This is a genomic window from Rudanella paleaurantiibacter, from assembly GCF_009184635.1.
Lineage (GTDB): Bacteria > Bacteroidota > Bacteroidia > Cytophagales > Spirosomataceae > Rudanella > Rudanella paleaurantiibacter.
Genome location: NZ_WELI01000002.1, coordinates 238063 through 262078, shown reverse-complemented (window position 1 = coordinate 262078; position 24016 = coordinate 238063). Strand labels below are relative to the sequence as shown.

General features: G+C 54.6%; 16 protein-coding genes. 4 read left to right on the top strand and 12 right to left on the bottom strand.

Features of this window, described 5'->3' with window-relative positions:
• Positions 1-176 precede the first annotated feature (176 nt).
• Positions 177-1010, bottom strand: coding sequence for a glutamate racemase (gene murI, locus F5984_RS05865; RefSeq protein WP_152123345.1), 834 nt, complete (start codon positions 1008-1010; stop codon positions 177-179).
• 104 nt (positions 1011-1114) lie between these two features.
• Between murI and F5984_RS05860 the strand changes: the two genes are divergently transcribed.
• Complete coding sequence (locus tag F5984_RS05860; RefSeq protein ID WP_152123344.1) at positions 1115-2470, top strand: neutral/alkaline non-lysosomal ceramidase N-terminal domain-containing protein; 1356 nt, start codon at positions 1115-1117, stop codon at positions 2468-2470.
• Between the two features lie 186 nt (positions 2471-2656).
• Positions 2657-3145, top strand: a complete 489-nt coding sequence (locus tag F5984_RS05855) for a hypothetical protein (protein ID WP_152123343.1) — start codon at positions 2657-2659, stop codon at positions 3143-3145.
• Between the two features lie 344 nt (positions 3146-3489).
• Here F5984_RS05855 and F5984_RS05850 read toward each other — a convergent pair whose 3' ends face one another.
• The 5 genes from F5984_RS05850 to F5984_RS05830 all read right to left on the bottom strand — a co-directional run bounded on the left by F5984_RS05850 (position 3490) and on the right by F5984_RS05830 (position 8557).
• Positions 3490-4590, bottom strand: a complete 1101-nt coding sequence (locus F5984_RS05850) for a mandelate racemase/muconate lactonizing enzyme family protein (RefSeq protein WP_152123342.1) — start codon at positions 4588-4590, stop codon at positions 3490-3492.
• A 276-nt stretch (positions 4591-4866) separates the two neighbouring features.
• Positions 4867-5571: a thioredoxin domain-containing protein gene (locus F5984_RS05845; protein WP_152123341.1), complete on the bottom strand. Its 705-nt coding sequence runs from the start codon at positions 5569-5571 to the stop codon at positions 4867-4869.
• Positions 5572-5595: 24 nt separating this feature from the next.
• Complete coding sequence (locus F5984_RS05840; protein WP_152123340.1) at positions 5596-6717, bottom strand: amidohydrolase family protein; 1122 nt, start codon at positions 6715-6717, stop codon at positions 5596-5598.
• Between the two features lie 74 nt (positions 6718-6791).
• On the bottom strand, positions 6792-7271 hold the full coding sequence (gene ispF / locus F5984_RS05835; protein ID WP_152123339.1) for a 2-C-methyl-D-erythritol 2,4-cyclodiphosphate synthase: 480 nt from the start codon (positions 7269-7271) through the stop codon (positions 6792-6794).
• A 38-nt stretch (positions 7272-7309) separates the two neighbouring features.
• Complete coding sequence (locus F5984_RS05830) at positions 7310-8557, bottom strand: M16 family metallopeptidase (protein WP_152123338.1); 1248 nt, start codon at positions 8555-8557, stop codon at positions 7310-7312.
• A gap of 99 nt (positions 8558-8656) precedes the next feature.
• Between F5984_RS05830 and F5984_RS05825 the strand changes: the two genes are divergently transcribed.
• Positions 8657-9796: a tetratricopeptide repeat protein gene (locus F5984_RS05825; protein WP_152123337.1), complete on the top strand. Its 1140-nt coding sequence runs from the start codon at positions 8657-8659 to the stop codon at positions 9794-9796.
• Between the two features lie 54 nt (positions 9797-9850).
• Here the strand turns inward: F5984_RS05825 and F5984_RS05820 are convergent, their stop codons facing one another.
• A complete protein-coding gene (locus tag F5984_RS05820) occupies positions 9851-11794 on the bottom strand; it encodes a DNA polymerase III subunit gamma/tau (protein WP_152123336.1) in 1944 nt (647 codons plus the stop codon).
• A 448-nt stretch (positions 11795-12242) separates the two neighbouring features.
• Between F5984_RS05820 and F5984_RS05815 the strand changes: the two genes are divergently transcribed.
• Entirely contained in the window at positions 12243-16022 is a 3780-nt protein-coding gene (locus tag F5984_RS05815; protein ID WP_152123335.1) for an RICIN domain-containing protein, read from the top strand.
• Between the two features lie 200 nt (positions 16023-16222).
• Here the strand turns inward: F5984_RS05815 and F5984_RS05810 are convergent, their stop codons facing one another.
• The 5 genes from F5984_RS05810 to F5984_RS05790 form a co-directional block, all read right to left on the bottom strand.
• A complete protein-coding gene (locus F5984_RS05810; RefSeq protein WP_152123334.1) occupies positions 16223-17860 on the bottom strand; it encodes a protein kinase family protein in 1638 nt (545 codons plus the stop codon).
• Positions 17841-18599 (bottom strand): SpoIIE family protein phosphatase, encoded by a 759-nt coding sequence (locus F5984_RS05805; protein ID WP_152123333.1) that lies wholly within the window; start codon positions 18597-18599, stop codon positions 17841-17843. The genes F5984_RS05810 and F5984_RS05805 overlap by 20 nt, the downstream gene beginning before the upstream one ends.
• Positions 18599-19333, bottom strand: coding sequence for a vWA domain-containing protein (locus tag F5984_RS05800; RefSeq protein WP_221412955.1), 735 nt, complete (start codon positions 19331-19333; stop codon positions 18599-18601). Before F5984_RS05800 ends, F5984_RS05805 begins: the two co-directional genes overlap by 1 nt.
• Positions 19334-19484: 151 nt before the next feature.
• Positions 19485-23246 (bottom strand): SNF2-related protein, encoded by a 3762-nt coding sequence (locus tag F5984_RS05795; RefSeq protein WP_152123331.1) that lies wholly within the window; start codon positions 23244-23246, stop codon positions 19485-19487.
• A 96-nt stretch (positions 23247-23342) separates the two neighbouring features.
• Complete coding sequence (locus F5984_RS05790) at positions 23343-23729, bottom strand: RidA family protein (RefSeq protein ID WP_152123330.1); 387 nt, start codon at positions 23727-23729, stop codon at positions 23343-23345.
• Between the last annotated feature and the right edge of the window lie 287 nt (positions 23730-24016).

The window sequence follows — 24016 nt, the reverse complement described above, 5'->3', positions numbered from 1 at the left end:
TAATGAATAATGACCAGTGCGCAATGAATAATGGTAAGCCTTGGTACAGAAACTGGGCCAAATCCCCATTATTCATTGTACATTTTTCCATTATTCATTCAGCCAGAGGCTGCAAAGATAGCCATTTGGCGGCAACCGATTACCGTTGACGCTCGATTTGCCCAGTTGGGTGGGGGTTATAAAACTACCTGCCGGGCGGTTACGGTATCGCCCCAGAAGATAGTAGCCTGCCGGCTAAAATCGGCCGCTGAGTCGGTAGTCAGAAACCTACGTTCACCCGACTGACTGCACCGGGTGGCCAGGTCGGGGTGGCGCTTCAGGTAGTCGGCCAGACTCCGCGCGACAATCTCGCCCTGGCTCAAAATAGTTACGTGGGGGGGCGTGTACTGCTTAATCTTGGGCAACAGCAGTGGGTAGTGCGTACAGGCCAGCAAGAGGGTGTCGATATTGGGCGATTGCGCCAGCAGCCGATCGATGTGCTGTTTCACGAAGTAGTCGGCACCGGGTTTGTCGAACTCGTCGTTCTCGACCAAAGGCACCCACATAGGGCAGGCTTCCTGGAAGACGCCCATGCCGGGAAAAAACTTCTCAATCTCTACTACGTACGACTCCGACAGCACGGTACCGCGCGTAGCCAGAATCCCGACCTGACCCGTTTGGGAGTAACGGCCAATAACCTCGGTAGTGGGACGAATCACGCCCAGTACCCGCCGTGAAGGGCCGTTGGGACCGGGTGCCAGCGTAGGCAGGTCGAGTTGCTGGATATTGCGGAGGGCTTTGGCCGAGGCTGTATTGCAAGCCAGTACCACCAGTTGACAACCCTGCTCAAACAAATGCCGAACACACTGAAGCGTGTATTGATACACCGTTTCGAAGGAGCGGGTGCCGTAGGGCGTGCGGGCATTGTCGCCCAAGTACACGTAATCGTACTGCGGCAGGGCGTTGACAATCTCGCGCATGATGGTCAGACCACCGTACCCTGAATCAAAAATGCCGATGGGTTGCGTCATGGTGCAAAGGTACGGTTTGTCAGTCAGAGCCGCCAAGGTGGGCAAGTGTCGACTGTGTCGTGTTGAAACGGTGGGAGTTTGGTGGCAAAAATTACCTTTGCTGTATGAAACTCCTTCGCCGTTTTGTGTTTGTCATTTTGGCCGTGGTTGGCCTGCTCGCCCTGTTTATCGCGGCCAATCTGATTCCGGTCGACGATACGCCCTACGCCCAAACCGATTTTTACCGCCAAACGATGGACCGTCTGGCGCGTTTGCCCACTCCCACACCAGCCAAACAGGGCTTGCGGGCGGGTTGGGCCAAAGTAAACATGACGCCCGATTTCACCACGCCTACGGGTGGCTATGGCGTTCGGCGGGGTAAGCACTGGAGTACCGTTCACGATTCGATTTATGCCCGCGCTACCGTGGTTGATAATGGTAGCGTTCGGGTGGCTCTGGTGGCCCTTGATCTGCTCATTGTGCCGCCTACCGTGGTCGAGGCCCTCAAACGTCGGTTGCCCGAAGTGGGCTTTACGTGGGAGCAGGTATATATGGGGGCTATTCACTCGCACAATAGTCTGGGCGGGTGGGCACCGGGCCTTGTCGGGACGCTCATTGCCGGCTCGTACGAGGAGCGTATTGTGGCGCTCATAACCAATTCGGTGCTAAACGCGATTCGGGTGGCCAACGGCGACCTGCAACCGGTTTCGGTAGCCTACACCGAGACGGCCGCGCCCGAAATGGTCTATAACCGATTGCATAACGAGGGGCCCGAAGACGACCGGGTGCGGGTGCTGCAACTGCGGCAGGCAGCGGGTAAAACGGCCACGCTGGCGAGCTTTGCGGCTCATTCTACCATTATTAACTCCGATGTGCCGCAGTGGCTCAGCCGCGATTGGCCGGGCGTGCTGGTCGATAATCTGGAGAAACGGACGGGAGGCTTTGCCATGTACATGGCCGGGGCTGTGGGCAGCATGGGGCCTACCGAGCAAGGCGAAACCGAAGATGCCCAGCTTCATTTTATTGCCGACAGCCTGACGACCAAAATCAGTACGGCTCTGACTCAGGCACCTGCCCGGCCCGATTCGGCGCTGGCTTTGCTCACCCTCCCGCTCACCCTGCGCGATGCACACGTGCGCGTGTCCGATGGCTGGCGGTTACGGCCGTGGCTTTTTCTGAAACTTTACGGTGATTATCCGGCCGAAATGAAAGCACTCCGTATCGGTAATACCGTGCTACTGGGTATGCCCGCCGACTTTTCGGGCGAACTGGCCATGCAACTGGGTAAGACCGTGGCGGGCCGGGGCCTGAATCTGATGGTGACCAGTTTCAACGGAGGGTACATTGGTTACGTGACGCCCGACGCATACTACCACGAAACCCGGTACGAAACCCGCGACATGAACTGGTTTGGCCCACAAATGGGGGCTTATTTTACCGAATTTGGCGACCGAATGGTGCAAAAAGTGGCTCAGCCATAGGGCAGTAAACCACTTTTTCAAACGATTTATGGGGAAATGCGTTTGGATTTTGTTCATTTGTGCTCCCGGCTGCCGCCAACGAATTTGGCGCTCTGTCCATATACGTTACCTGAGCTCTGGTACATCGTCAGAACGCCAGATAGGTAACAGCCAAGAAGCTGTCACATACCTTTAAACCATTTGTCTATGCGTGCTTTGCTTTATTTTTTAGTGTTTATACTGGTCGTTTTCGGCATTCTGTACATTCTCACGGGCTGGAGTTACAGTGATGGCGAGCGGGCCGGTACCGTTTCGAAATTCAGCCGGCGGGGTTATGTATTCAAAACCTACGAGGGGGTGCTCAATGTGGGTGGCTTTTCGGGCGAAACGGGCTCACTGACCCCGCAGTACTTCGATTTTTCGGTGAAAGACGAAGCCGTAGGTGCCAAAATCACCGAAGCCGTGAAAACCGGGCAGCGGGTAACCTTGCATTACGAAGAGAAAATTCTGCGGCTCCCGTGGAATGGAGATACCAAATATTACATCACGGCGGTGGAGTTTATCGGGCCTCCGGTACGCCCGTACGGCGATGGTTCGGCAATGCCGGGCTACCAGCAACCACAGCAGTATCCGACCCAGCCAGCCCAACCCCAATCGCAGCCCGCCGAACAACCGATTGATTCGGTGTTGCGGTAAAGCCGAACGACCGGCCCACGGTACGGCCCTGAACGGAACAGAAATGAGTCATCCCGAATTTTAGGGTAGCAGTGGCCTCGACTCGACGCCCCGTTAGGGGCCGAATATTGGTAGAAAAGATGTCTCCCGCCAATACCAGAGCCCCGAAGGGGCGTAACTTGTTTAGGGTTACGCCCCTTCGGGGCTCTGGTATTGGGTCTATGTTCCCGGTTAGCTACCAATATTAGGCCCCTGACGGGGCATCCAGGGAGGAACTTGGGCTTAAAATCATCAAAAATTCGAAAATTCGAGATGACTCATGTTTTTGTGCGATTTGTCCCTTAAAGCCTAAACTTGCCCGGCCCTCAGTCAAAAACCCACTTTTCGCAGTCGGCCAGAAACGCCGGGTCAACCGTGGCTCCGATACCGGGTGCGTCGGGGAGTTCGATGCGGTAAGGGTGGTAGCTAAGGCCACCCTGAATGGGGTCGTGGGCATGTTCAAAACAGCCGTCGAGGTCGCAAAAGGCCACATTGGGTCGTGCCGACGCAAAATGGGCGTTGGCCGTGAGCCCCAGCCGCGACTCTGACATACAGCCAATCATGCACCGGGTGTAAGCTGCCTCGGCAACGGCGTTGATTTTGAGCGCTTCCCAGATACCTCCGCTTTTGGAGAGCTTGATGTTGAAGTAATCGACGGCTTCTTCGCGGGCCAGCCGCAGGGCGTCGGCGGCATCGAAAAGGCTTTCGTCGGCCATGATCGGTACGGGCGAGAGGCTTCGCAAGTGCCGCAGTCCGGCCAGGTCGGCCCGGCGCAGGGGCTGTTCGCAATACTGTACATTCAGGTCGCCAATGGCCCGCAGCACAGCCACGGCCGTGGGAACATCCCACCCCTGATTGGCGTCGGTCCGAATGGGCACGGCATCTCCAATAGCCTGCCGCACGGCCCGTACCCGGGCAATGTCGGTTGGAGCATCGGTACCCAGTTTCAGTTTGATGGCTTCGGGGCCTTTAGCCAGCATTGTCCGGGCGATCTCAGCCATGCGCTCGGGCGTGTCGAGGTAGATGGTTTCGTCGGTGATGAGCGGGCGTTTGCTGCCCCCCAGATAGGCGTACAGGGGCAGGTTGGCCCCCTGAGCGGCTACATCGTACAGGGCCATATCGAAGGCCGAGCGGGTAGTGGGGTGGTTGGGCAGGTATCGCGCCAGGGTGTCCACGCATCCGCCCACATCGGTAGCCTCGCGGCCGAGCAGCAGCCGGGCCATATCGGGGGCAGCCGCCAACCCCGATGCCTGCGTTTCGCCCGCAATCATCCAGAACGGCGAACCCTCGCCCCAGCCCGTGAGCCCGGTATCGGTATCGATTTGCACCAGTATGTTGCGCGCATGTTCGATCGTACCCAGCGAAATAGCAATGGGTGCTTTGAGCGGAATATCAAAGCGGTATACGGATATAGCAGTGATTTTCATGCGGTAAAAAAAGAATGGAGCCAATGATGGCTCCGTTTCGTGCTATAGCGATGACATCTTGCAGAGATGTCTCTGTTTTGGGCAGAGATGTCATCGCTCAGAGTAATGTCTACTTGGGCGTGTTTTAGAGATGACATCTCTGCAAGATGTCTCCGTTTTGGGAAGTCAATTGCCAGAGATGTCATCTCTTAGAGTAATGTCCGCTTGGGCGGTTTCAGCGATGAAAACGAGATCGGGGCCGCCCGGCGGTCATCGCTGGGTCTACTGACATGACTCTTATTTCGACAAGTTTTGCTCGATTAGTTCGTTCAGAACGGCGGCCGTTTGTAAACCAATCATCCGCTGTTTGGGCTGGCTCTTTTTCATGAGGAGCAGGGTCGGAATTTCGTCGATCTGATACGCCTGTAGCAGATGTTTGTTGGCATCCGCATTGACTTTAACCACCTGAAGGCGGGCTCCGTAGGTTTTCTCCAGCTGATCGATGGTGGGCATCATTTTCACGCAGGGGGCACACCAGGGGGCGTAGAAGTCGAGCAAAACGAGGTCGTTGCTTTTCAAAATAGCGGTCAGTTGTTCTTGGCTGATGCTATTGGCTTTACTGTCAGCTACAACGCCTTCTACGGGCTTCATCTTGGTGGTCCATTTCAGGTAACCGCCTTCCAGCTCGTAGACGTTCTTAAAGCCCTGCTCGCGCATGAGTTTGGCGGCATCGGACGAGCGCCCGCCCGACAGGCAGTACACAAATACCGGTTTTGCTTTGTCTAACTGGGCGAGCGTTTGGGCGAAGGCCGGATTGCGGTAGTCGAGGTTTTTGGCTCCTACCAGGTGCCCTCCGCCAAACTCGCCGGGGGTACGTACATCGACCAGCTGACCCGCCGGTGTTTGCTTTAGCTGCTGCTCAAAGGCGTCGGGGGCCAGCGTTTGCGCCTGCGTAGTCAGGGTAGCTACCAGAAGCAGAATAAGAGCGATTGTCTGTTTCATTTCGTTTTGAGCGTTGGCAAATCCCTAGTTCGGAAACTGACTCTTGTCGATACCGGGAATGATGCGCAGCGCGTTTTTGTAATACACTTTTTTCAGAATGTCGTCGGGCAGACCTATCCCATACATGCGCCAGAATGCGTGGTACTTTTTGTGGTACGGGAAGTACTCGTCTTCTGTTTCCAGAACGCGGAAATAGGTGCTGTATTCGCTCGGTACCCACGAATCTTTTCCGAAAAGAATCCGGTCCTGGTATTTCTCGAAAAATCGGCGCGAGGCTCTTGGTTGCCGACCCAGTTCGGCGATAACAGCCCCAATTTCGACCAGCGTATTCGGGAATACCTGCATCAGGCTGTCGAGCTTGTTCAGGTCGTTGGGATACCAGCCCATGTGCGCGTTGATAAACGTGGTTTTGGGGTGCTTCCGAAACACGTTGTGCTGTTCTTTGAGCAGGTCGGCCCAAGGCACGGGATTGTTGGCGTCGCGCTTGCGGCCCGCGTGCAGTTTCAGTTCGAGCCAACGCTCATTGTAGCGGTCCATCGGGTCCCAGAACGACTTCGGGTCGGCGGTGTGAATCAGAACCGGAATACCGAGTTCACCGCATTTGGCCCAGATGGGATCGAGCCGCGAATCATCGACCTGCACCCGCTTGCCGGTATTGTCTTTAACGCTGAAACCGAGGCTTTTGTAAATTTTTAGCCCCTTGGCCCCGTTTTTCACGTCTTCAGCCAGCAGTTTCACGGCCCGGTCGGTCCAGCCGGGTTCGCCGATGCCCTCAAAATTGATGTTTGAAAACAGAATGAGCCGTTTGGGGTCTGTTTTCTGAATATTATCGGCCGCAGCTTTGAAAAACCGGGTGCTCTCGTCAACGTTGCCCCAGCCGCGTCCGCTCAGGTTAATCATCACCTGCATGTTCAGGCTGTCCATTTGGGCCACCAGAGGGCGTAAGTCGGCCTTATCCATCTGAAACTGATGGTTGTGCACATCAATAAACGGAAACTTGGACCGCGTGAGCTTATGCTCCGGCACTTTCAGGGTCGATACGGGGTCGTATTCTTCAAAGCCGAGGGGCATATCGGCAGTTTTGGGGCTTTGGGCCATACATGTGCCCGACAGCAGCAGCAACAGAACAGAACGGGAGATTTTCATAGAAACGCGGAAAGCCCAACGGTTACCCGTTTGGGTGGGTTGTCGAAACAGTAACAGACTGCAAGATACGTGGTTCAGGGTTTATAAATCAAAGCCACGCAATGGGCCGCGATACCCTCTTTACGTCCTACAAAGCCGAGGTGTTCGGAGGTAGTGGCTTTTATCGAAATGTCGTCTTCGGGGATATTCATTACCCCGGCGAGACAGGTTTTCATGGCCGGAATGTGGGGGTTCAGCTTAGGCTCCTGCAACACAACGGTCACATCTACGTTCGAGACTTCGTACCCGGCCGCGCGCACCATGCGTAGCACTTCGGCCAGCAATACCTTGCTGTCGACGCCTTTCCAGCGCGGGTCTTTATCCGAAAAATGGTAGCCAATGTTGCGCATGTTAGCGGCTCCCAGCAGAGCGTCGCAAAGTACATGGCACACGACATCGGCGTCGGAGTGCCCAAACGCACCGTGGGTATGCGGAATCTGAATGCCACCCAGCCAGAACGGGTGTCCTTCTACCAGTTTATGGACATCGTAGCCTTGTCCTACACGTATTTTCACAGTGAATAGGGGTCAGTCGTTAGAATCTCGTTTCGAGCTTAAGCGGTGGTGGTTTCCGCCCGGTAAAACAGGGTTGAGCAGTTTTCGGGGCGGAGCACCTGCCGGGCCATCGCCTGAATCGTATCGGGCGTGACGGCCTGAATCTTTTCGGCTTCTGTATTGACCAGTTCGGCATCGCCCGCGTTGGCGGCAAAAGCGAGGTTCATGGCCCGGTTGAGTAGCTCAACCTCCGAGAACGCCAGCGTCGACTCAGCCTGATTTTTCACTTTTGCCAGTTCATCGTCGGGTACGGGTTGGTCGATCAGTTCGTTCACCACGGCCTCCACGGCTGCATTGGCTTCTTCGAGCGTGACACCTTCGTTGAGGGTGCCCTGAATCACCAGCAAGCCAGGGTCGAGCGAGGCCGTAATATAGGCCGACAGGTTGTTGAACAGCGGAGTATCGCGGACGAGGGTCTGGTACAACCGCGATGATTTGCTCCGGCCGAGCATATCGCTCAGCAAATCGGCGGCCTGAAAACCGGGTTCGTAGCGGCCGGGCATGTGATAGGCTTTGTAGAGCGCGTTGAGCGGCACGGCGGCTGAGGTCTCCAGACGTCGGGCTTCGGTTTGGACGGGCTCTTTGGGCAGGCTGCGGAGGTACGGCTTACCGGCCGGAATCGGGGCAAACCACTTCGCACAGAGTTGCTTTACCTGCTCTACGGTCACGTTGCCAGCCACCACCAGAATGGCGTTGTTGGGTAGGTAGTAGCGAAAAAAGAAGCTTTTTACATCGTCGAGGGTAGCTTCGGCAATGTGGCTGATGTCTTTACCGATGGTAGCCCAGCGGTAGGGGTGTTGCTGGTAAGCCAGCGGGCGGAGCTTCAGCCAGGCATCGCCGTAGGGTTGGTTGAGGTAGCGTTGGTTGAACTCTTCAATCACCACCTTTTGTTGCACTTCCAACACCTGCGGGTCAAACGACAGGCTGAGCATCCGGTCCGATTCGAGCCAGAATGCCGTTTCGATGTTGGCCGCGGGCAGAGTGATGTAATAGTTCGTAATATCGGGGCTGGTGAAGGCGTTGTTTTCGCCCCCAACGCGTTGCAGCGGTTCGTCGTAGCTCGGAATATGTTTGGAGCCCCCAAACATCAGGTGTTCAAACAGGTGGGCGAAGCCCGTGCGTTGTGGGTCTTCGTCGCGTGAGCCAACATTATAGAGTATATTGACGGCGGCAATGGGGGTGCTGGCGTCTTCGTGAACATACACCCGAAGGCCGTTGTCCAGCGTGAACTGTTCGTAATGAATCATGCGGAGAATCGGCAGAAGGCCGGTTTACACAAAAATACGGCACACCTCCGTTCAAACCTAACCCACCCTCTTTTGAACCCCTTAGCGGGAATGCCATCCATGACACGAACCAAATACCGTACGTATCTCTTCTTATTTGCCTTTTTGGCGGGTGTGGTATCGAGCCTGCCCGCCCGCCCGGTACAGGCTCAGGTACTGACCGATACTGTGCTGCATCAGACGATCCTGAAAGCCCTCGACAATATCTACAACAGCGATTTTGCCGAAGCCGACGTGTATATCCGGCAGTTGCGGAGCCGGTATCCGCAGCATCCGGCGGGCCCCATGTTGCGGGCTATGCAGCTCTACTGGCAACACATTCCGTTGAAAGACAACAAAGTGGCTACGGCCCAATATGGTCAGGCATGTGAGCAGGCATTGACCTTGGCTAAAAAACGGCTGGACAAAGATGCCGATGACCCCGAAGGCGTGTTTTTTGCGCTGACGGCCCACTCGTATCTGGCCCTGAAGTATCATAACGACGATGAGTTGATGAAGGCGGTTAATGAAGCACGCCGGGCTTACAGTTACATGAAGCAGGGTTTCGAGCTGACCGAGAAGAACCCGGAGTTTTACTTCACCACCGGTCTGTATAATTATTATGTGGAGCGTTATCCGATGGAGAACCCGATTGTGAAGCCGATGATGTGGTTTTTCAAGAGTGGAAATATGCCACTGGGGCTGCGTCAGATGGAAGCTGCCACCCGGCGGGCTACGTTTACCCGGCACGAGACGGCCTATTATCTGGCCAATATCTACCTGCAACACGAAAGTGCGCCGACCCGCGCGAGTGCCTGGCTGAAACCACTCACGGAGCGTTTTCCAGACAATCCGGTGTTTCTGATGCGCTACACCGAAAGTCTGCTGCTCAACGGGCAGTATGACGAAGCGGCCCGGCTGATGCCCCGGCTCAAGGCCATGCCCCGCGCTTTTCTGAACGTGCCTATCCAGTTGTTTGAGGGATTACTGGCCGAAAAAGAGGCCAGAAACGACCGGGATGCGGGTACACATTATCAGGCCGCGCTCCGGCATACGTTTGTGATGCCGTACACCAAAGAGTACCATGCCATGGCCTATGCGGGGCTGGCGCGCATAGCCGCCCGCGCCAACAATTCGTCGCTGGCAAAGACGTACTACAGCAAAGCGCTTGGAATTAGCGAATACAAATCGCTTCAGCGCGAGGCCAAAGCGTTCAAGTAAATGGCTCGTTTGGGGCACTGTCTGACCATCGAGCCAACAGCACCACCAACGCTCTCAATAATCAACTTCCAAACCCAGCGCCTTGCGTAACTCGTGGAGGGCTGGGTTTTTCTCGGCCATGAAGTTGAATTTGTCCTGTGGCGAATAGATAAGCTTCTTGGTTTCGACAGCCTCGACCCGGTACTCCAGCTGAATCTGCCGGTTCTGAAGTTGCTCGCGCAGGTAGCCCAGCAAATCGGGCTTCAGGTCGACCATAAGGCCGGCCATCAGGTTGTTGTCCAGCGCCAGATGAATAGTGGTTCCGTCGAGCTTAAAGTCACGACCGAGTATGAGCTGTTCGCTCACCATGCCGGTTTGGGCGTTGCGTAAGACCTTAAACCGGTTCCAGGCAGCTTGTAGCTCGGCCTCGGTAAAAGGCAGGTCAGGCCGGTTGTCGACAACGGCTACATCGGCATCATTGTCCGTGTTGGTGGCCGCTTTGGGTTGCAGGCTGATGGTGCTGCGAAGCTTGCTACCCGCCGGGATTTTGGGCACCGACATCACCGGCTTACCGTTGGCGTGCGTCAGCGGAGCGGTTTCGGCCGGGTGGTTTGCTGTAGCCGACTGCCCATGGGTACCATTTCCGTTCGGAGTTGGATAGCTCGCACCGTTGCCGTTCGTATGGTAACCATTGACCGGCTCGCTTGTAATCGGGTGCGTCAGGACGGGCGTACTCGCCGGTGCCGGATTATGGGCTAACGGACTGCCGTTTTTTTTTTCGGCTCCCGGCGTGGGAACGTCCGGTACGGGAACGCTTGGCGTGGATACTTCTACACCGGCCGGGGCTGTATTGGCGTTGATGGTCGGGTGCGAAGCCGGGGTCGGCGGGGCCAGGTCGGGCATGGCTTCCCAGTTAAGGGTATGCCTGAGCGCGGCTAGTTTCATCAGGCACAACTCCAGATGCAGGCGCTGATCTTTCGCTTGCTTGAAATTGAGGTCGCACTGCCCGCCAATGCTCAGGGCCGACAACAGAAAGGACAACGGCGCCCGCGCGGCCTGATCGAGGTATTTAGTCCGAACATTTTCGGTCACCTGCAAAAGCTGCACGGTAGCGGCATCGCGGCTTACGAGCAGGTCGCGGAAGTGGCGCGTCAGGCCCAGAATAAACTGGTGTCCATCGAACCCCTTGCGCAGAATCTCGTCGAGCGTCAACAGGCTTTGGGGCAGGTTGGCACTCAGCAGCAGGTCGGTGAGCCGGAAGTAATAATCGTAATCGAGAATGTGCAGGTTGTCGAGAACTTCCTTGTACCGCAGCGTTCGGTCGGTGGAGAACGTCACGTTCAGGTCGAACATCGACAGGGCATCGCGCAGGCCACCGTCGGCTTTCTGTGCGATAAGGTCGAGGGCGTCGGCCTCGGTGGTGATGCCCTCCTGGGTGGCAATATTGGCCAAATGGGCGGCAATATGACCCGGCTGAATCCGGTTGAAGTCGAAAATCTGGCACCGCGACAGGATCGTGGGCAGAATCTTATGCTTCTCGGTGGTGGCCAGAATAAAAATAGCGTAGCTGGGTGGCTCTTCGAGGGTTTTCAGAAACGCGTTGAAGGCCGCCGACGAAAGCATGTGCACTTCGTCGATGATGTACACTTTGTATTTGGCACCGGCCTGGGGCGGAATCCTGACCTGGTCGATGAGCATCCGAATATCATCGACAGAGTTGTTTGAAGCCGCATCCAGCTCGTGAACGTTGAACGAGGTATTCTGCCGGAAACTCACGCACGACTCACAGGTGTCGCAGGCTTCGGTTTCGGCCGTGAGGTTCTGGCAATTGATTGTCTTGGCTAAAATGCGGGCGCAGGTGGTTTTGCCCACACCGCGCGGCCCACAAAACAGAAACGCCGAAGCTAAATGATTGGTACGAATGGCGTTACGCAGGGTGGTGGTTATATGCTCCTGACCAACGACGGTGTCGAACGTTGCGGGGCGATATTTCCGGGCCGAGACCACAAAATTTTCCATACCCAAAGGTACGACTTTTGGGGCCGAGTTTCAAAGGTAGGCGATCCGGGTTGCGGGCAAAGCGACTCCGCTCCGATACCTGTGAGGGTTTCAATCTGCAAGCGCTTATGTAAAAGTAAGTTTTGGCGGTTTTGGCTCTGCCAAACCGTTCTTCTCCAATTTCTGGATTGCTCAACCCATTCGGTCAGTACACATCAAATGGTCTGTTGGTTGACGGCCCCACCAGACAAAGTCTGGATAGAGACCATACTGCCAACATCTCCCAGACCTACAGGTCAGAGCCGCTGATACAGGTTAAGCATATAATACCTGAATACTCTATTGCGCTGAAAGAGTGTTACTTACCTATCGTCTTGTAGTCATACTTAATACAAAAGATGTTTGCTCTTGCCTCCAGCCTCGGTTTTGGGTAACTCCTTTTTAACGTAACCCATACGATATCACCCCAATGTTTATCTGCTCCTGCCGGTTGGCTACCATCCGGCTATTCATCTGCGTGGTCGCCCTTCTGATGGGTGGCCTGTTTTCGAGCCCGATGGCTCTCGCTCAGCTCCCCAGCGGCTTCCTTCAATCAAAAACGCAAACGGGTTATACAGCCCCGATGGGCGTCATTTTTACCGCCGACGGGCAACGACAGTTTGTCTGGGAGAAAAGCGGTAAAATCTGGGTGTCGAACTGGAACGGCAGTCAGTACGTGAAGCAAACTACGCCGGTGCTCGACATCAGTGAGGAGGTGGGTAACTGGCGTGATTTTGGCCTGTTAAGCGTTTGCCTCGACCCTAACTTCGGCACCAACGGCAAAATTTATCTGTTTTATGTAGTGGACCGGCACCACTTGCTGAATTTCGGGACAACCAACTACAGTGTTACCACAGACACGTACTACCAGGCCACCATCAGCCGGGTGAGCAGTTATCAATTGCTTACTAACAACGGTACCCTCGCGGCCAGCGTAAGCAGCCGCAAAGTGTTACTGGGCGAAACCAAATCGACCGGCGTGCCACTGACCCATGAGTCGCACGCGGGCGGAACCCTGCTGTTTGGGCGGGATGGCACTTTACTCCTCACCACGGGCGATAATGCCAGTTACAGCAGTACCGACAAAGGCAGTGCCCCAGAAACGTATTTCCAGCAGGCGATCAACGACGGTATCATGCGGGCCAATGAAAATGTGGGCGCTTTCCGGTCGCAGATGGTGAACTCGTTTTGTGGTAAAGTTTTGCGAATGGACCCCAACACGGGCGATGGTTTGCCCAGCAACCCGTTCTACGATGGAACCAGCCCCCGCTCGGCTAAATCGCGCGTGTGGGCATTGGGCTTGCGGAACCCCTACCGTATGACGATTTGGCCCAATACCGGCAGCACTAACCCGGCCGATGGCAACCCGGGCACCTTGCTGGTGGGCGATGTTGGCTGGAACGTGTGGGAAGATATGCACGTAATTCGGCAAGGGGGCGAAAACGCGGGCTGGCCTATTTTCGAAGGGCTCGAAACGCATAGTAGCTACGCCACAGCCGCCCAAACTCTTGAGAATAGAGACGAACCCAACCCTACGAATACCTGTAATAAACCGTATCTGACGTTTGCTGATTTACTGAAGCAACCTACCAATCCCGTTCAGGCGGTGAACAACCCGTGTAGTGGGCAGGCACTGCCCGGCTTACAGCGTCGGTACATTCATGCCCGGCCCGCCCTCGACTGGCAACACGGGGCCGATGTGGCCCGTACACCAATGTTCAACGGATCGGTAGCGACGACCTCTACTTTAGGCACAGCGAGTGGCGTACCCGGCACACCTTTCCGGGGCAACTGCTCAACAGGTGGTGCTTATTATGCAGGCACCGCGTTCCCCGCAAACTGGCGGAATACCTACTACTTTGCCGATTACGGAGCGAATTGGATTCGGGCGGCCACGCTCGACGCCAACGGGGCCGTGACTCAGGTGCGGGAGTTTCTGCCCAACGGCGGAGGTAACGGGATTGTTGATCTGGAATATAACGCGCTCGATGGGGCGCTGTACTACGTCAATATCAACACGGGTGAGCTTCTGAAAATCAGCTACGGGGGCAATCAGCCACCGGTGGCCGCCATTACCGCATCCGCGCTGACAGGCCCATCTCCGCTGACGGTCGCCTTTCGGGGTGATGCCTCTTCCGACCCCGATGGGGACCCTCTTACCTACGCCTGGGACTTTGGCGATGGTACCACCTCAACGCTCGCCAGCCCCACTAAGGTGTTTACCAGTACCAGTAGCCAGGGCTTTACGGTGCGCCTGACCGTGAGCGATGGGCGTGGATTGAGCGACGCAAAAACCGTACAAGTCTCCGTCAATAATCCGGCCCCTACGGCGAAAATCACCAATCCGGTCAATAACGCCCTGTACCCCCTCGACCGCGAAAGTCAGTACACCCTTACCGCAACCGTTACCGACGATGACGTTCCGAGCCTGACGTATGCGTGGCAGGTGACGCTCCGGCACAATAACCATGAACACCGCGAACCGGTACTGACCACGGCCTCGCCCACGGTGAATGTTTCGCCTGTGGGGTGCGATGGCGAAACGTACTACTATCTCATTCAATTGACGGTTACCGACCGGGGTGGGCTGACTGCCCGTGACTCGGTGAAGATTTACCCAGACTGTAATTCACCCAGCCTGGCAATCAGTAATTTGCAGGCAACTACTTTAACCAACGCGGTTCGGCTAAACTGGACTCCGCCCTCGGTTGCTTATGATAACGTTCTGGTAGTTGCGAAAGCGGGGAGTGGCTTCACAACCCGGCCGGTTGATCTCGTTTACGCGCAGGATGCCAGCTTTACCGGTACTGGAGCTGCGTTTGAAGGGGGCAAGGTGGTTTATCAGGGCGTGGCAACCAGCCTGGTGGTCACAAACCTGACCGCCGGACAGAAATACTTTTTCCGGGTGTACACCCGCCGGGGGACCGCCTGGACAGGGGGCGTCGAAACGAGCGCCACCCCGGCAACTCCTGTCTCTGTCTCACTGACTCCCGTGGCCAATGCCTGTTATCGGCTGGTGGCTCGGGTCAGCGGTAAGGTGCTGGGCGTGGAAAATGGCTCGTTAGCCGATGGGGCAACCGTCCGGCAGCGAACCGACGCTAATGCGGCCTGGCAGCAATGGAAATTTGTAGCAACGTCCAACGGCTACTATCAGGTAGTAGCCAATCATAGTGGTAAAGTATTGGATGTAGCCGGTAGTTCGACGGCTGATTATGCCGCTATCCAGCAATGGACGTACGGGGGAGGAAATAACCAGCAATGGAAACTCCAGTACGACGCCCAGGGCTATTACCAACTCGTGGCCCGGCATTCAGGAAAAAGGCTGGATGTGCGCGGTAGCAATGTGGACGAAGGTGGCGAAATTATTCAGTTCACCGCCAACGGCACGCAGGCGCAACAGTGGAGCATTGAGCAGCGCACCTGTATCAACACCAATACCCAACTGAACTTCTCGTCAGCAGGTTGTTACCGTATTTCGGCCCGCAATGGAGGTAAAGCCGTTAGTGTATCCAACGAATCGAAAGACGATGGGGCCATTATTCGGCAGCAGGCCTATTCAGGGCGGGCTTCTCAGCAGTGGAAAATTCTGCTGAACCCGGAAGGGTACTACCGTTTACAGAACGTGAATAGCGGTAAATCGATCGACGTGAGTGGCGGTTCCACAGCCGATTATACCAACCTGATTCAATGGACCAATAATACCGGCTACAGTCAGCAATGGCGAATCACGCGCGATACGCAGGGGTATTATTTGCTGACAGCCCGACACTCCGGCAGCGCCATGGATCAGCGAGGGGCCAGTTCGGCTCAAAACGTGGAGATTGTTCAATACACGGTCAATGGGACTATAGCTCAGCAGTGGGTTGTGCAGACCGTTAAGTGCGCGGTTGCGGGTGCCCGAATGGCGGGGGACGGACTGGTGATCCCGGTATTCGACTCGTTCGCTGAGCCGACTGATGAGGGCTTTAAACTGTATCCTAACCCGGCCCAAAATAGCGTCAGTATTGACCTCAGAGCGGCCAATGGTCAACCCACCAACTTGAGACTGACGGATCTGACCGGCCGAATCTTATACCAGAAAACTGTTCTGACGGAGATCGAAACGCAGTACACCCTATCCACTACAACGTACAGTGATGGGGTATATCTTATTTCGGTTAACCCGGCCGATGGCCGCAAGGCCTCATTGCGGTTGGTTATCAGTCGGTAAGTTGCCACACGCGGCATATTCTCTCAAGTAGATTAAGCAACAGGCGTCTGCCCAATTTGGAGAGCAGACGCCTGTTGCTTATTGGGGGGCATATTTACCCCAGACTGACCAGTTCCTTCAAATCCTCGTCGCTGAGGTCGCCGAGCCAGGTTTCGCCAGTCTTTACGCTGAGGTCGGCGAGTTCTTTTTTGGGTTAGAAGTTAGCTGAAGAAGTCCGCTAATATTCTCCAAAAGCCTTTTTTGGGTGGGGAGGGTTGCTTATTGGTTGAAGAGTTTGGAGGAGTTGAGGTTACAGTCGGCGCCGTGGGTTTAACGGGTTGACGCGTTTGTTTGGGGGAGATAGGTTGGGATTGGGGGGGATGACGCGGAGATGGTTGGAGCGTTGGTGCTGGTGTTACCGGACGATTACCATACAATGTGTTGAATACTTCTTCTCCCTGCTTAGGTGTAGGTACTTTCGGCGCGGGCGGGTTCTTGGGAACGCTGCTTACCGGAGTAACCGGTCTAGGCTGAGGAACTGGCTGTGGAGCAGGTTGTGGAATTGACTTAGGGTTAAGCTTGTCCGTAGCTACCTTTTCATTATCAAGTATTTGTATTTGGGAGATTGTTTCGACGGCGATCTGAGGTACTTCTTTATAGCTACCAACAACGCCGGTTACGCTAACCCACTTGCCTTTGAAACTGTTAATGCTTAGGCCTTTAGCAGAAAGCTGCTCCAAGCCGTCAGACCAAATCACCACCGTAAATGTTTGATTCGGATAAACGCCAAAGTTCAAAAATACGTAGGGGGCACCGTAGCGGGTCTTGCTTTCTCGAAGGGCGTCAATACGGCCGATTACCTCGACGCGTTCACCAAAGTGTTCCAGAATTGAGCCTTTTTTTCGTCCATCAAGGACAGCGTACTGCGAACTTCTGACGGTAATAGTGCCAGTGTTGGTTGTGCTGTAAGTAAAAGCACCTTCTAGAAACTCATTGAGTGTAGGAACTTGGTCAAACGACAAATAACATATACCCTTAAAACGGTCGACCAACGGCTTTAACTCTGTAATAGCCGACAATTCCTGCATAAGCGGGGACACACTCAAATTGGCAATGTCGGTGTTTTTAATCAGGATGTTTTCGCCGTTGTCATACTTAGCCCATAGAGCTGGCTTGAGTTTAACTGCTTTTAAACCAAGATAGATAACTATAGCTGAGAATCGGTCGATGGTTTTGCCATAATTCTGTTGGGTTCGTTTGGGGTGCTGGTAGTTAGGCTGTCCTTCGCTATTAGCTTTAAGGCCTGGTATGCCAGGTAAGTATATATCGTCGTAATCAATAAGCAACATCTTGCCTTCACTAATGATGATGTTGCCGTGTTGTAGGTCACCGTGCGCAATGCCAGCAGCCTCCATTTTCTGAACAAGGCCAACAAAGGTTGTCAAAATGCCTTCTACAACATGACTTTGTTGATAAATTTTTCCGATATAAAGATTGAGTGGATCTCCTTCAACCCATCTCATTTTTATAATCCCATGCAGTTGTCCATTTATGCGAATACCGGATGGCAGATAGTTTGCCTCAACAAAATAAGGAGCCAAACTAGGGTTAGACTGAACTAGTGCAGATAGCGCCTTGTAGCGTTTTTCAAGGTCACGTACTTGACGGGTAAAGCAGCGCACTGCCCAATTACCGTTGGGGCTTTGTAGTTTGTAGGTGACAGTGAAACCACCCGAATAGGGTTTAGGCAGGCCGAATAGTTGAGTTTCGACCTGACTACGCTGAAGGGCAACGTCTGTAAAGCTAATGTTCGGGTTTTGTACTGCTTGGTTGTACTCATCACCCCTTGGAAAGGCCATCGGTCAGTTTGATTATAATCAGGGTCGTGTCGTCATTTTTGATTGCTTTATCCTGACGCGTTTGCATTAACCAATTAACGAATTGCTGCTCGAAGTCGTCGGACTGCGTCATCTCAATCAGTGTCGACCAAGGCTTGTTGTCTTTAGTGCAACGAATTAAAAGCCAGTGCGCTAGGGCATCGGTCGCTAAAATAAGCGTATCGCCAGCATTGAGGGCTAAGTTCTTTGATTCGTACTTGATTTCGTCCAGTGGCGTCTGCTGGGTTGTAACACTGGCTAATAAGTTTGGCTGGTTGTTGAAGCCTGATGGTTCATCAACTGGAAAGGCTTTGATGAGAAAGTTATCCCTAATTTGAAAAAAGTTAGTATCACCAACGGCTACTACGTTTGCTTGGTGTTCTACTAAGTTGAGTTCGACGCCCAAAAAAGTAGCATGGGCACCGTCTAAGATTTTGTTATGCAAATACCAAGGTAGTTCCTGCTTCTGCGTTTCGCGATTCCAGTCAGCGATAGCTAATTCAAGAGTTTTGTCAAACGAGTGTTTTTCAAAGTTTATGACCAGATATTCAGCCCAGATGCCAGAAAATGCACTCTCCGTCGCGCCATCGGAGAGTGCGAACTTCACAGAAGGTATGCCCTCGGACTCGGCTGAATGGTCAGCGAAATAGAAGTCTTCGTTCTCTTCTTCAGTACTTCCCTTCTTCGGAACTGTGGCTACCCAATAATGGCATTGTAACATTACCGCAGGAGTTTAGGACGAGTACCTATTTCAATGGCGGTGACGACAAGGTCAATATCACCGTTTAAAACGAATGCCTTGGCCCCCTCATTCAATTCATAACCTAACACTTCCATCGCAGTTTTCCGCATAAAATCAGGTAAAACGGATGCGCCATTATATAGCATCAACGCATACTGGTCGGGTAACTGGGCGGCTGATGCGGTGAACGAAATGGGGTTTGTGCTGCGGGCTGACGTGTGAACGTTGAACAGGATGATATTGCCATCAGACGAGGCCTGGCTTTGCAAGTGCTGCATCTCTGCCGAGGGGTCACCATCGGTGGACTCACCGTCGGTAATGTGGATGACAACGGGGGGGAAACAGTTTGGGTGTTCGGTTAGCCAGCGCTCAATGATTTGGTTGGCTTTGCTGAAAGCTTCACGCATTGGGGTGCCACCGGCGGCCGTGGCGTCGAACCAGATGGGAAATTTGATGGTGGTTTGGACAAGTCCTCCAGCTCCGTCCGATACTTTTTTGGTCCGCTCCTCAATACGGGCGGGGTTGTTGGCGATCTGTGAAAGCGGGGCCAGCTCTACATTGGCAAGGCCACCCGTAAAGGCAGGCCGGACGCCACCAGCACCATAACCGATGACGCTGATGTAGTAGTAGTCCCGGACACCGTCGGCTTTGGCGCACATGATGACTAACTGTTGCAGAAACCGGTTGACGGTATCGGCGACGGCCTGAGACATTGGTGTGCCGATGCTAACGAACTTGTCGGACATAGACCCGGATTGATCGATGACGAATACGAAGCAACTGGGCGCTTCGCGGCTGATTTCGGCTGAATACGGCATGAGTGTAATTTAGAACAGCAATAGGCGACTAATATACAGAGATTCTTTACCCCAAACTCACCAGTTCCTTCAAATCCTCGTCGCTGAGGTCGCCGAGCCAGGTTTCGCCAGTCTTTACGCTGAGGTCGGCCAGTTCTTTTTTACTGCGGATCATCGCGTCGATTTTTTCTTCGAGCGTGCCCTGATTCATGAGCCGGTACACCAGCACATTTTTGGTTTGGCCAATCCGAAACGCCCGGTCGGTGGCTTGTGCTTCCACGGCCGGATTCCACCACAGGTCGTAGTGAATGACGTGGTTAGCCTGCGTCAGGTTTAGGCCGGTGCCGCCCGCCTTGAGCGACAGAATAAACGTGTGATCGGAACGGTTCTTCTGAAACTGCTCCACCATGCGGTCGCGTTCGGGGCGGCTCGTACCACCGTGCAAAAACAGCGGCTCCTGCCCAAACTGATCGCTGATAAACTGCTGGAGCAACACACCCATCTCGTGGTATTGCGTAAAAATCAGTACCTTCTCGTGGTTGGCGTAGATGGTTTCGAGCAGATTGAGCAATAATGTGGCCTTGCCCGAAAGGCTGGGAGCGGCCGGCCCGCCGGTGCGGTTTCCTTCTTTGAGGTATTGGTACGGGTGATTGCCAATCTGTTTGAGGGCCGTCATGAGTTTCAGCACCAACCCGCGCCGGGCAATACCGTCTTTGTCCTCAATTGCCCGGATACTTTCCTGCACCACATTTTCGTATAGCGATGCCTGCTCGGGCGTGAGTGAACAATACTGGTTATTTTCGATCTTGTCGGGCAGGTCGCTGATGATGGTTTTGTCGGTTTTTACGCGCCGGAGCAAGAAAGGGCTCGTGACGCGCCGGAACTGATCAAGTTTCTGGTGGTCGCGCTCCTGCTGAATAGGCCGGGCAAACTCCTCGTTGAACTTACCAATGCCACCCAGATACCCTTTATTCACAAAATCCATAATGCTCCAGAACTCCGACAGCCGGTTTTCGACCGGCGTACCGCTCAGGGCAATCCGAATCGGGGCTTTGAGCGCTTTCACGGCTTTGGTTTGTTCAGTATCGGCGTTTTTTATGTTCTGCGCTTCGTCGATGATGACCGTTGCCCAGGTGGTTTTCTTCAGCTTCTCCAGATCCGACCGAACCACGCCGTAGGTGGTCAGGAGCAGGTCGTACGAGGCCGACTGCTTGCCTTTTTCCTTTTTCTTCGGGGTAGCTTTGGTATCGGTCGTGTCCGCGCCGGTTGTGTCGGTAGTGGGGAGTTTGCGGCCGGGGCCGTGGTAAATGTACGGTTTCAGGTCGGGGGCAAATTTGGTAATCTCTTTCTGCCAGTTGGTGAGCAGGGTTGTGGGGAGTACCACCAGCCCTTTTTGCTTGTCGAACCGACCTTCCTGCTTGAATTTGAGCAGTAAAGCAATCACCTGTAAGGTTTTGCCCAGACCCATATCGTCGGCCAGTAAACTACCCATGCCGAGGGCTGTGTTTTTGATCAGCCAGTCGTAGCCCCGGTGCTGATACGGCCGCAAACTGGCCCGTAGCGAATCGGGTAGGGGTTGCGCCTGAGCATCGGTAAACTGCCGGATAATGGCGCGTACATCGTCTGTCAGACCCACGCGCCCGCCTTTGTACTCCTCCGAGAGTGCCGCTCTGAGCATTTCGGCCCCGGTTAGTTCGGGTGGGTTTTCGAGTTGTTTGTACAGTTTGTTCAACTCCGACGGGTCGACCAACACGTATTGATCCTTGATTTTGACCAGGCCGGTTGTGTTGTTCACCAGCCGCTGAAACTCTTTTACGCTCACCATCTCGTTTCCGATAGCCACCTGCCAATCGAAGGCCAGCATATCGTCGAGCCGCATAAACGAATCGCCAACGACCGCACTCTTGCTTTTGGCCCGGAGCCGCCCCCCCGCCGACGGCCGTACCCAATGCCGAAGTGATTTGGGCAAGAGCAGCGTAATACCGAGCAGCTGCATCCGGGGCAGAATATCCAGCAGTACCTTCACAAAATCGTCGGATTTGTAGTAGAGGTAGGCGGGGCTGTCGGTACGGGTGAGCTGAGCGAGGTCGGGAAAATGGCGAGAGAGCACAATCAGATCCTGCAAAACAGCCATTCGGATACTCGCGTGGGCTTTTTCGCGCAGAATGTCGGCCAAGGGTATGGGCGGAGCCGTTAGCGGAGTTGCCGGAGCCTTGCGCGCCCCCCGACCGGTTTTGGCTGGGGTGGGCGGGGCTATAGGGCTGGCCTCGCTATCGCGTACGAGCAGGCTGATTCGAAACTCCTCGCCCGGCGTGGATGCGCCCGGTGTGGACGCGCCGGTTTCGGAGTCTTCTACGGCTAATACCGGGACAAAGCGTTTGTGGCTCAGGAAAAAATCGTTGAGCCACAGTTGCATGGCCAGGGGCATTTCGCGTTTCCCGAAACCCTCAAACCGGATGGTTTCAACCCCGAAAAAGAGCCGGTCGGCGTCTTCGAGGGGCCAACGCTCCCACAGTTCCACGGTGGTGTCGTGAATGGCAGGGCGCATTAGCAGCGAGCAAAGTGTGAGCACCTGCTCGCGGCCGGGTAGAGCCAGCCACTCTTTCTGCCAGCGAAGCGTAAGCAGCAAGGGAGGCAACTGAGCCGCCAGCAGGTCGGTTTGCTGCCGCACGGCCTCGTTGAGGGTAGCGGGCATCCAGCGTACCCGGTAGTATTCTTCGGTTGGACCTACGCGCAGGAGTTGCGGCACCACGGCTCCGCGCCGAAGCAGCGCTGCCGAAAACTGTGTGGCTAAATACAAACCCCGCACCGAATCGCTCATTTCGGCAAAGTCGGCCTCGTTCAGGCTTTGGAGCCAGCCGGTGAGGTCGCCGAGGGTGTAATCGGTAAAGGACCGGGGTTCGCCGTGTTCGCTATAAACCCCGATTTTTTTGATGTCCATGAACTCATCAAGCTGCAGCTCGATGCTATCGCTCAGGTCGGGCGAGGTGCCGGTGGCCTGACTGCGCGCGTCGTTCGACAGGCCACTCGCCCGGCGCTTAGCCAGAATGGCTTTGGTTTTGGGTTGCTCGTCGAGGGGCTTGCTGAACAGGGTATACGACCGGGCCAGCGATTTTAAAAAATCGCTTTTGGTAAACGTAGTGGTGGGTTGCAACAGGTCGAGCAGCTGATCGGCGAGGGGCGGAATGGTCGCGTAGTCGAGTTGAGCACGGGCCTCATCGTCGGGTTTCCAGTCCTCGTCGTCGGGCAAATCCTCCGTGCCCAGGTCGTGCAGCGAGAGTACCTCGTTCAGAGTGCCGCTCACCACATCGGCCTGAACGTTTTTGAGCTCTTCCAGAATATCCAGCCCCTTCAACTGAAACACCAGAAACGGATTCCGGTCTATTTCGTTGGCAATCACGTAAACCACAGCCGCGAGGTGTTTGCAGGGAATGGCATGATCGGGGCAGGAACAACCCATGCCCAGGTCGTCGAACGACTGAGGGAATAAAGCAATGGCTCGCTGCTCGGCAAACTCGACCAGTTCGGGTGGTAGCTGCCGGTTCAGGAGTTGCGCCAGAATAACCGGGTTTTCCTCAATCTCGGTCAAAAGCGATTTCTTTTCGGCGTCCGAAAACAGAGGAACCAGCAGTTTGATTTTGTAAGGTCGGGGCTTAGAGCCCTTTACCGAGGCACTGATCTGGTTGTTATCGATTTTCAGACCCTGCACAGCTCCCTTGTTGGCGTAGGTTTTGCCACGGGGCAGTCGGTTGGCTTCATCAATCTGGCTTAGGGCGCCCAGCCATTGCTGCCCCCACCAGGTTTTGCCGTAGCTAATGCGTTCAGCCATTGAAACGGAGAAAAGGACGATTTAGACTTAGGTACATAACGCGAGATGCATCGAAAAATTCACCAATCGTCTAAATCATCCTATCGAAAAGGCGGTTTACTCGCTCACAACCGCCGTAAACTCAATCTCAATCAGGTAATCGGGGCTGATGAGCGCACTCACTTCGTAGATGCCCGTTGTGGGTTTTATTTCGCCGAAAAAGGCCCCGTGCGCCCGGGCTATTTCTTCCCAACGGCTAATTTGTGTGGTGAACATACGGGTCCGAATTACGTCGTTCATAGAGGCTCCGGCCTGCGTTAGCACGTCGGCTACGCGCGTCAGAATATTGTGGGTTTGGGCGTAGATGTCGTCTTTTTTAACGGTTTCGCCATCCACAATAGCCACCGTGCCCGATACTTCAATGATGTTGCCGATCCGAACGGCCCGGCAGTAGCCCATTTTGTCTTCCCAGGGTGAGCCGGTCAGAATGTTTTGTCGTGACATAGTTGGAGGGGTTGGTTATTGCATCAGTCGTGCAATATACCGGTATAAGGCGTTATTGGGCCGCTAATACCTTATTCGGGAGAGCGCAGGATCTGAACACGGTGCTGACCGATTGGTAGACCTGACTCCAATCTCTGCGCCGTTCCACTGCGTCAGAATGTATTGGGATAGAAGTAGTTTCCCGGAATAATTCCATTTTTAATGCTGATCGTTTTATGCGGGCAGGAGCCAAGTTGTTTTTTCGTGAATAGTTGCTCCGAAATAGCCTGTTGCATGCATTTTGATCG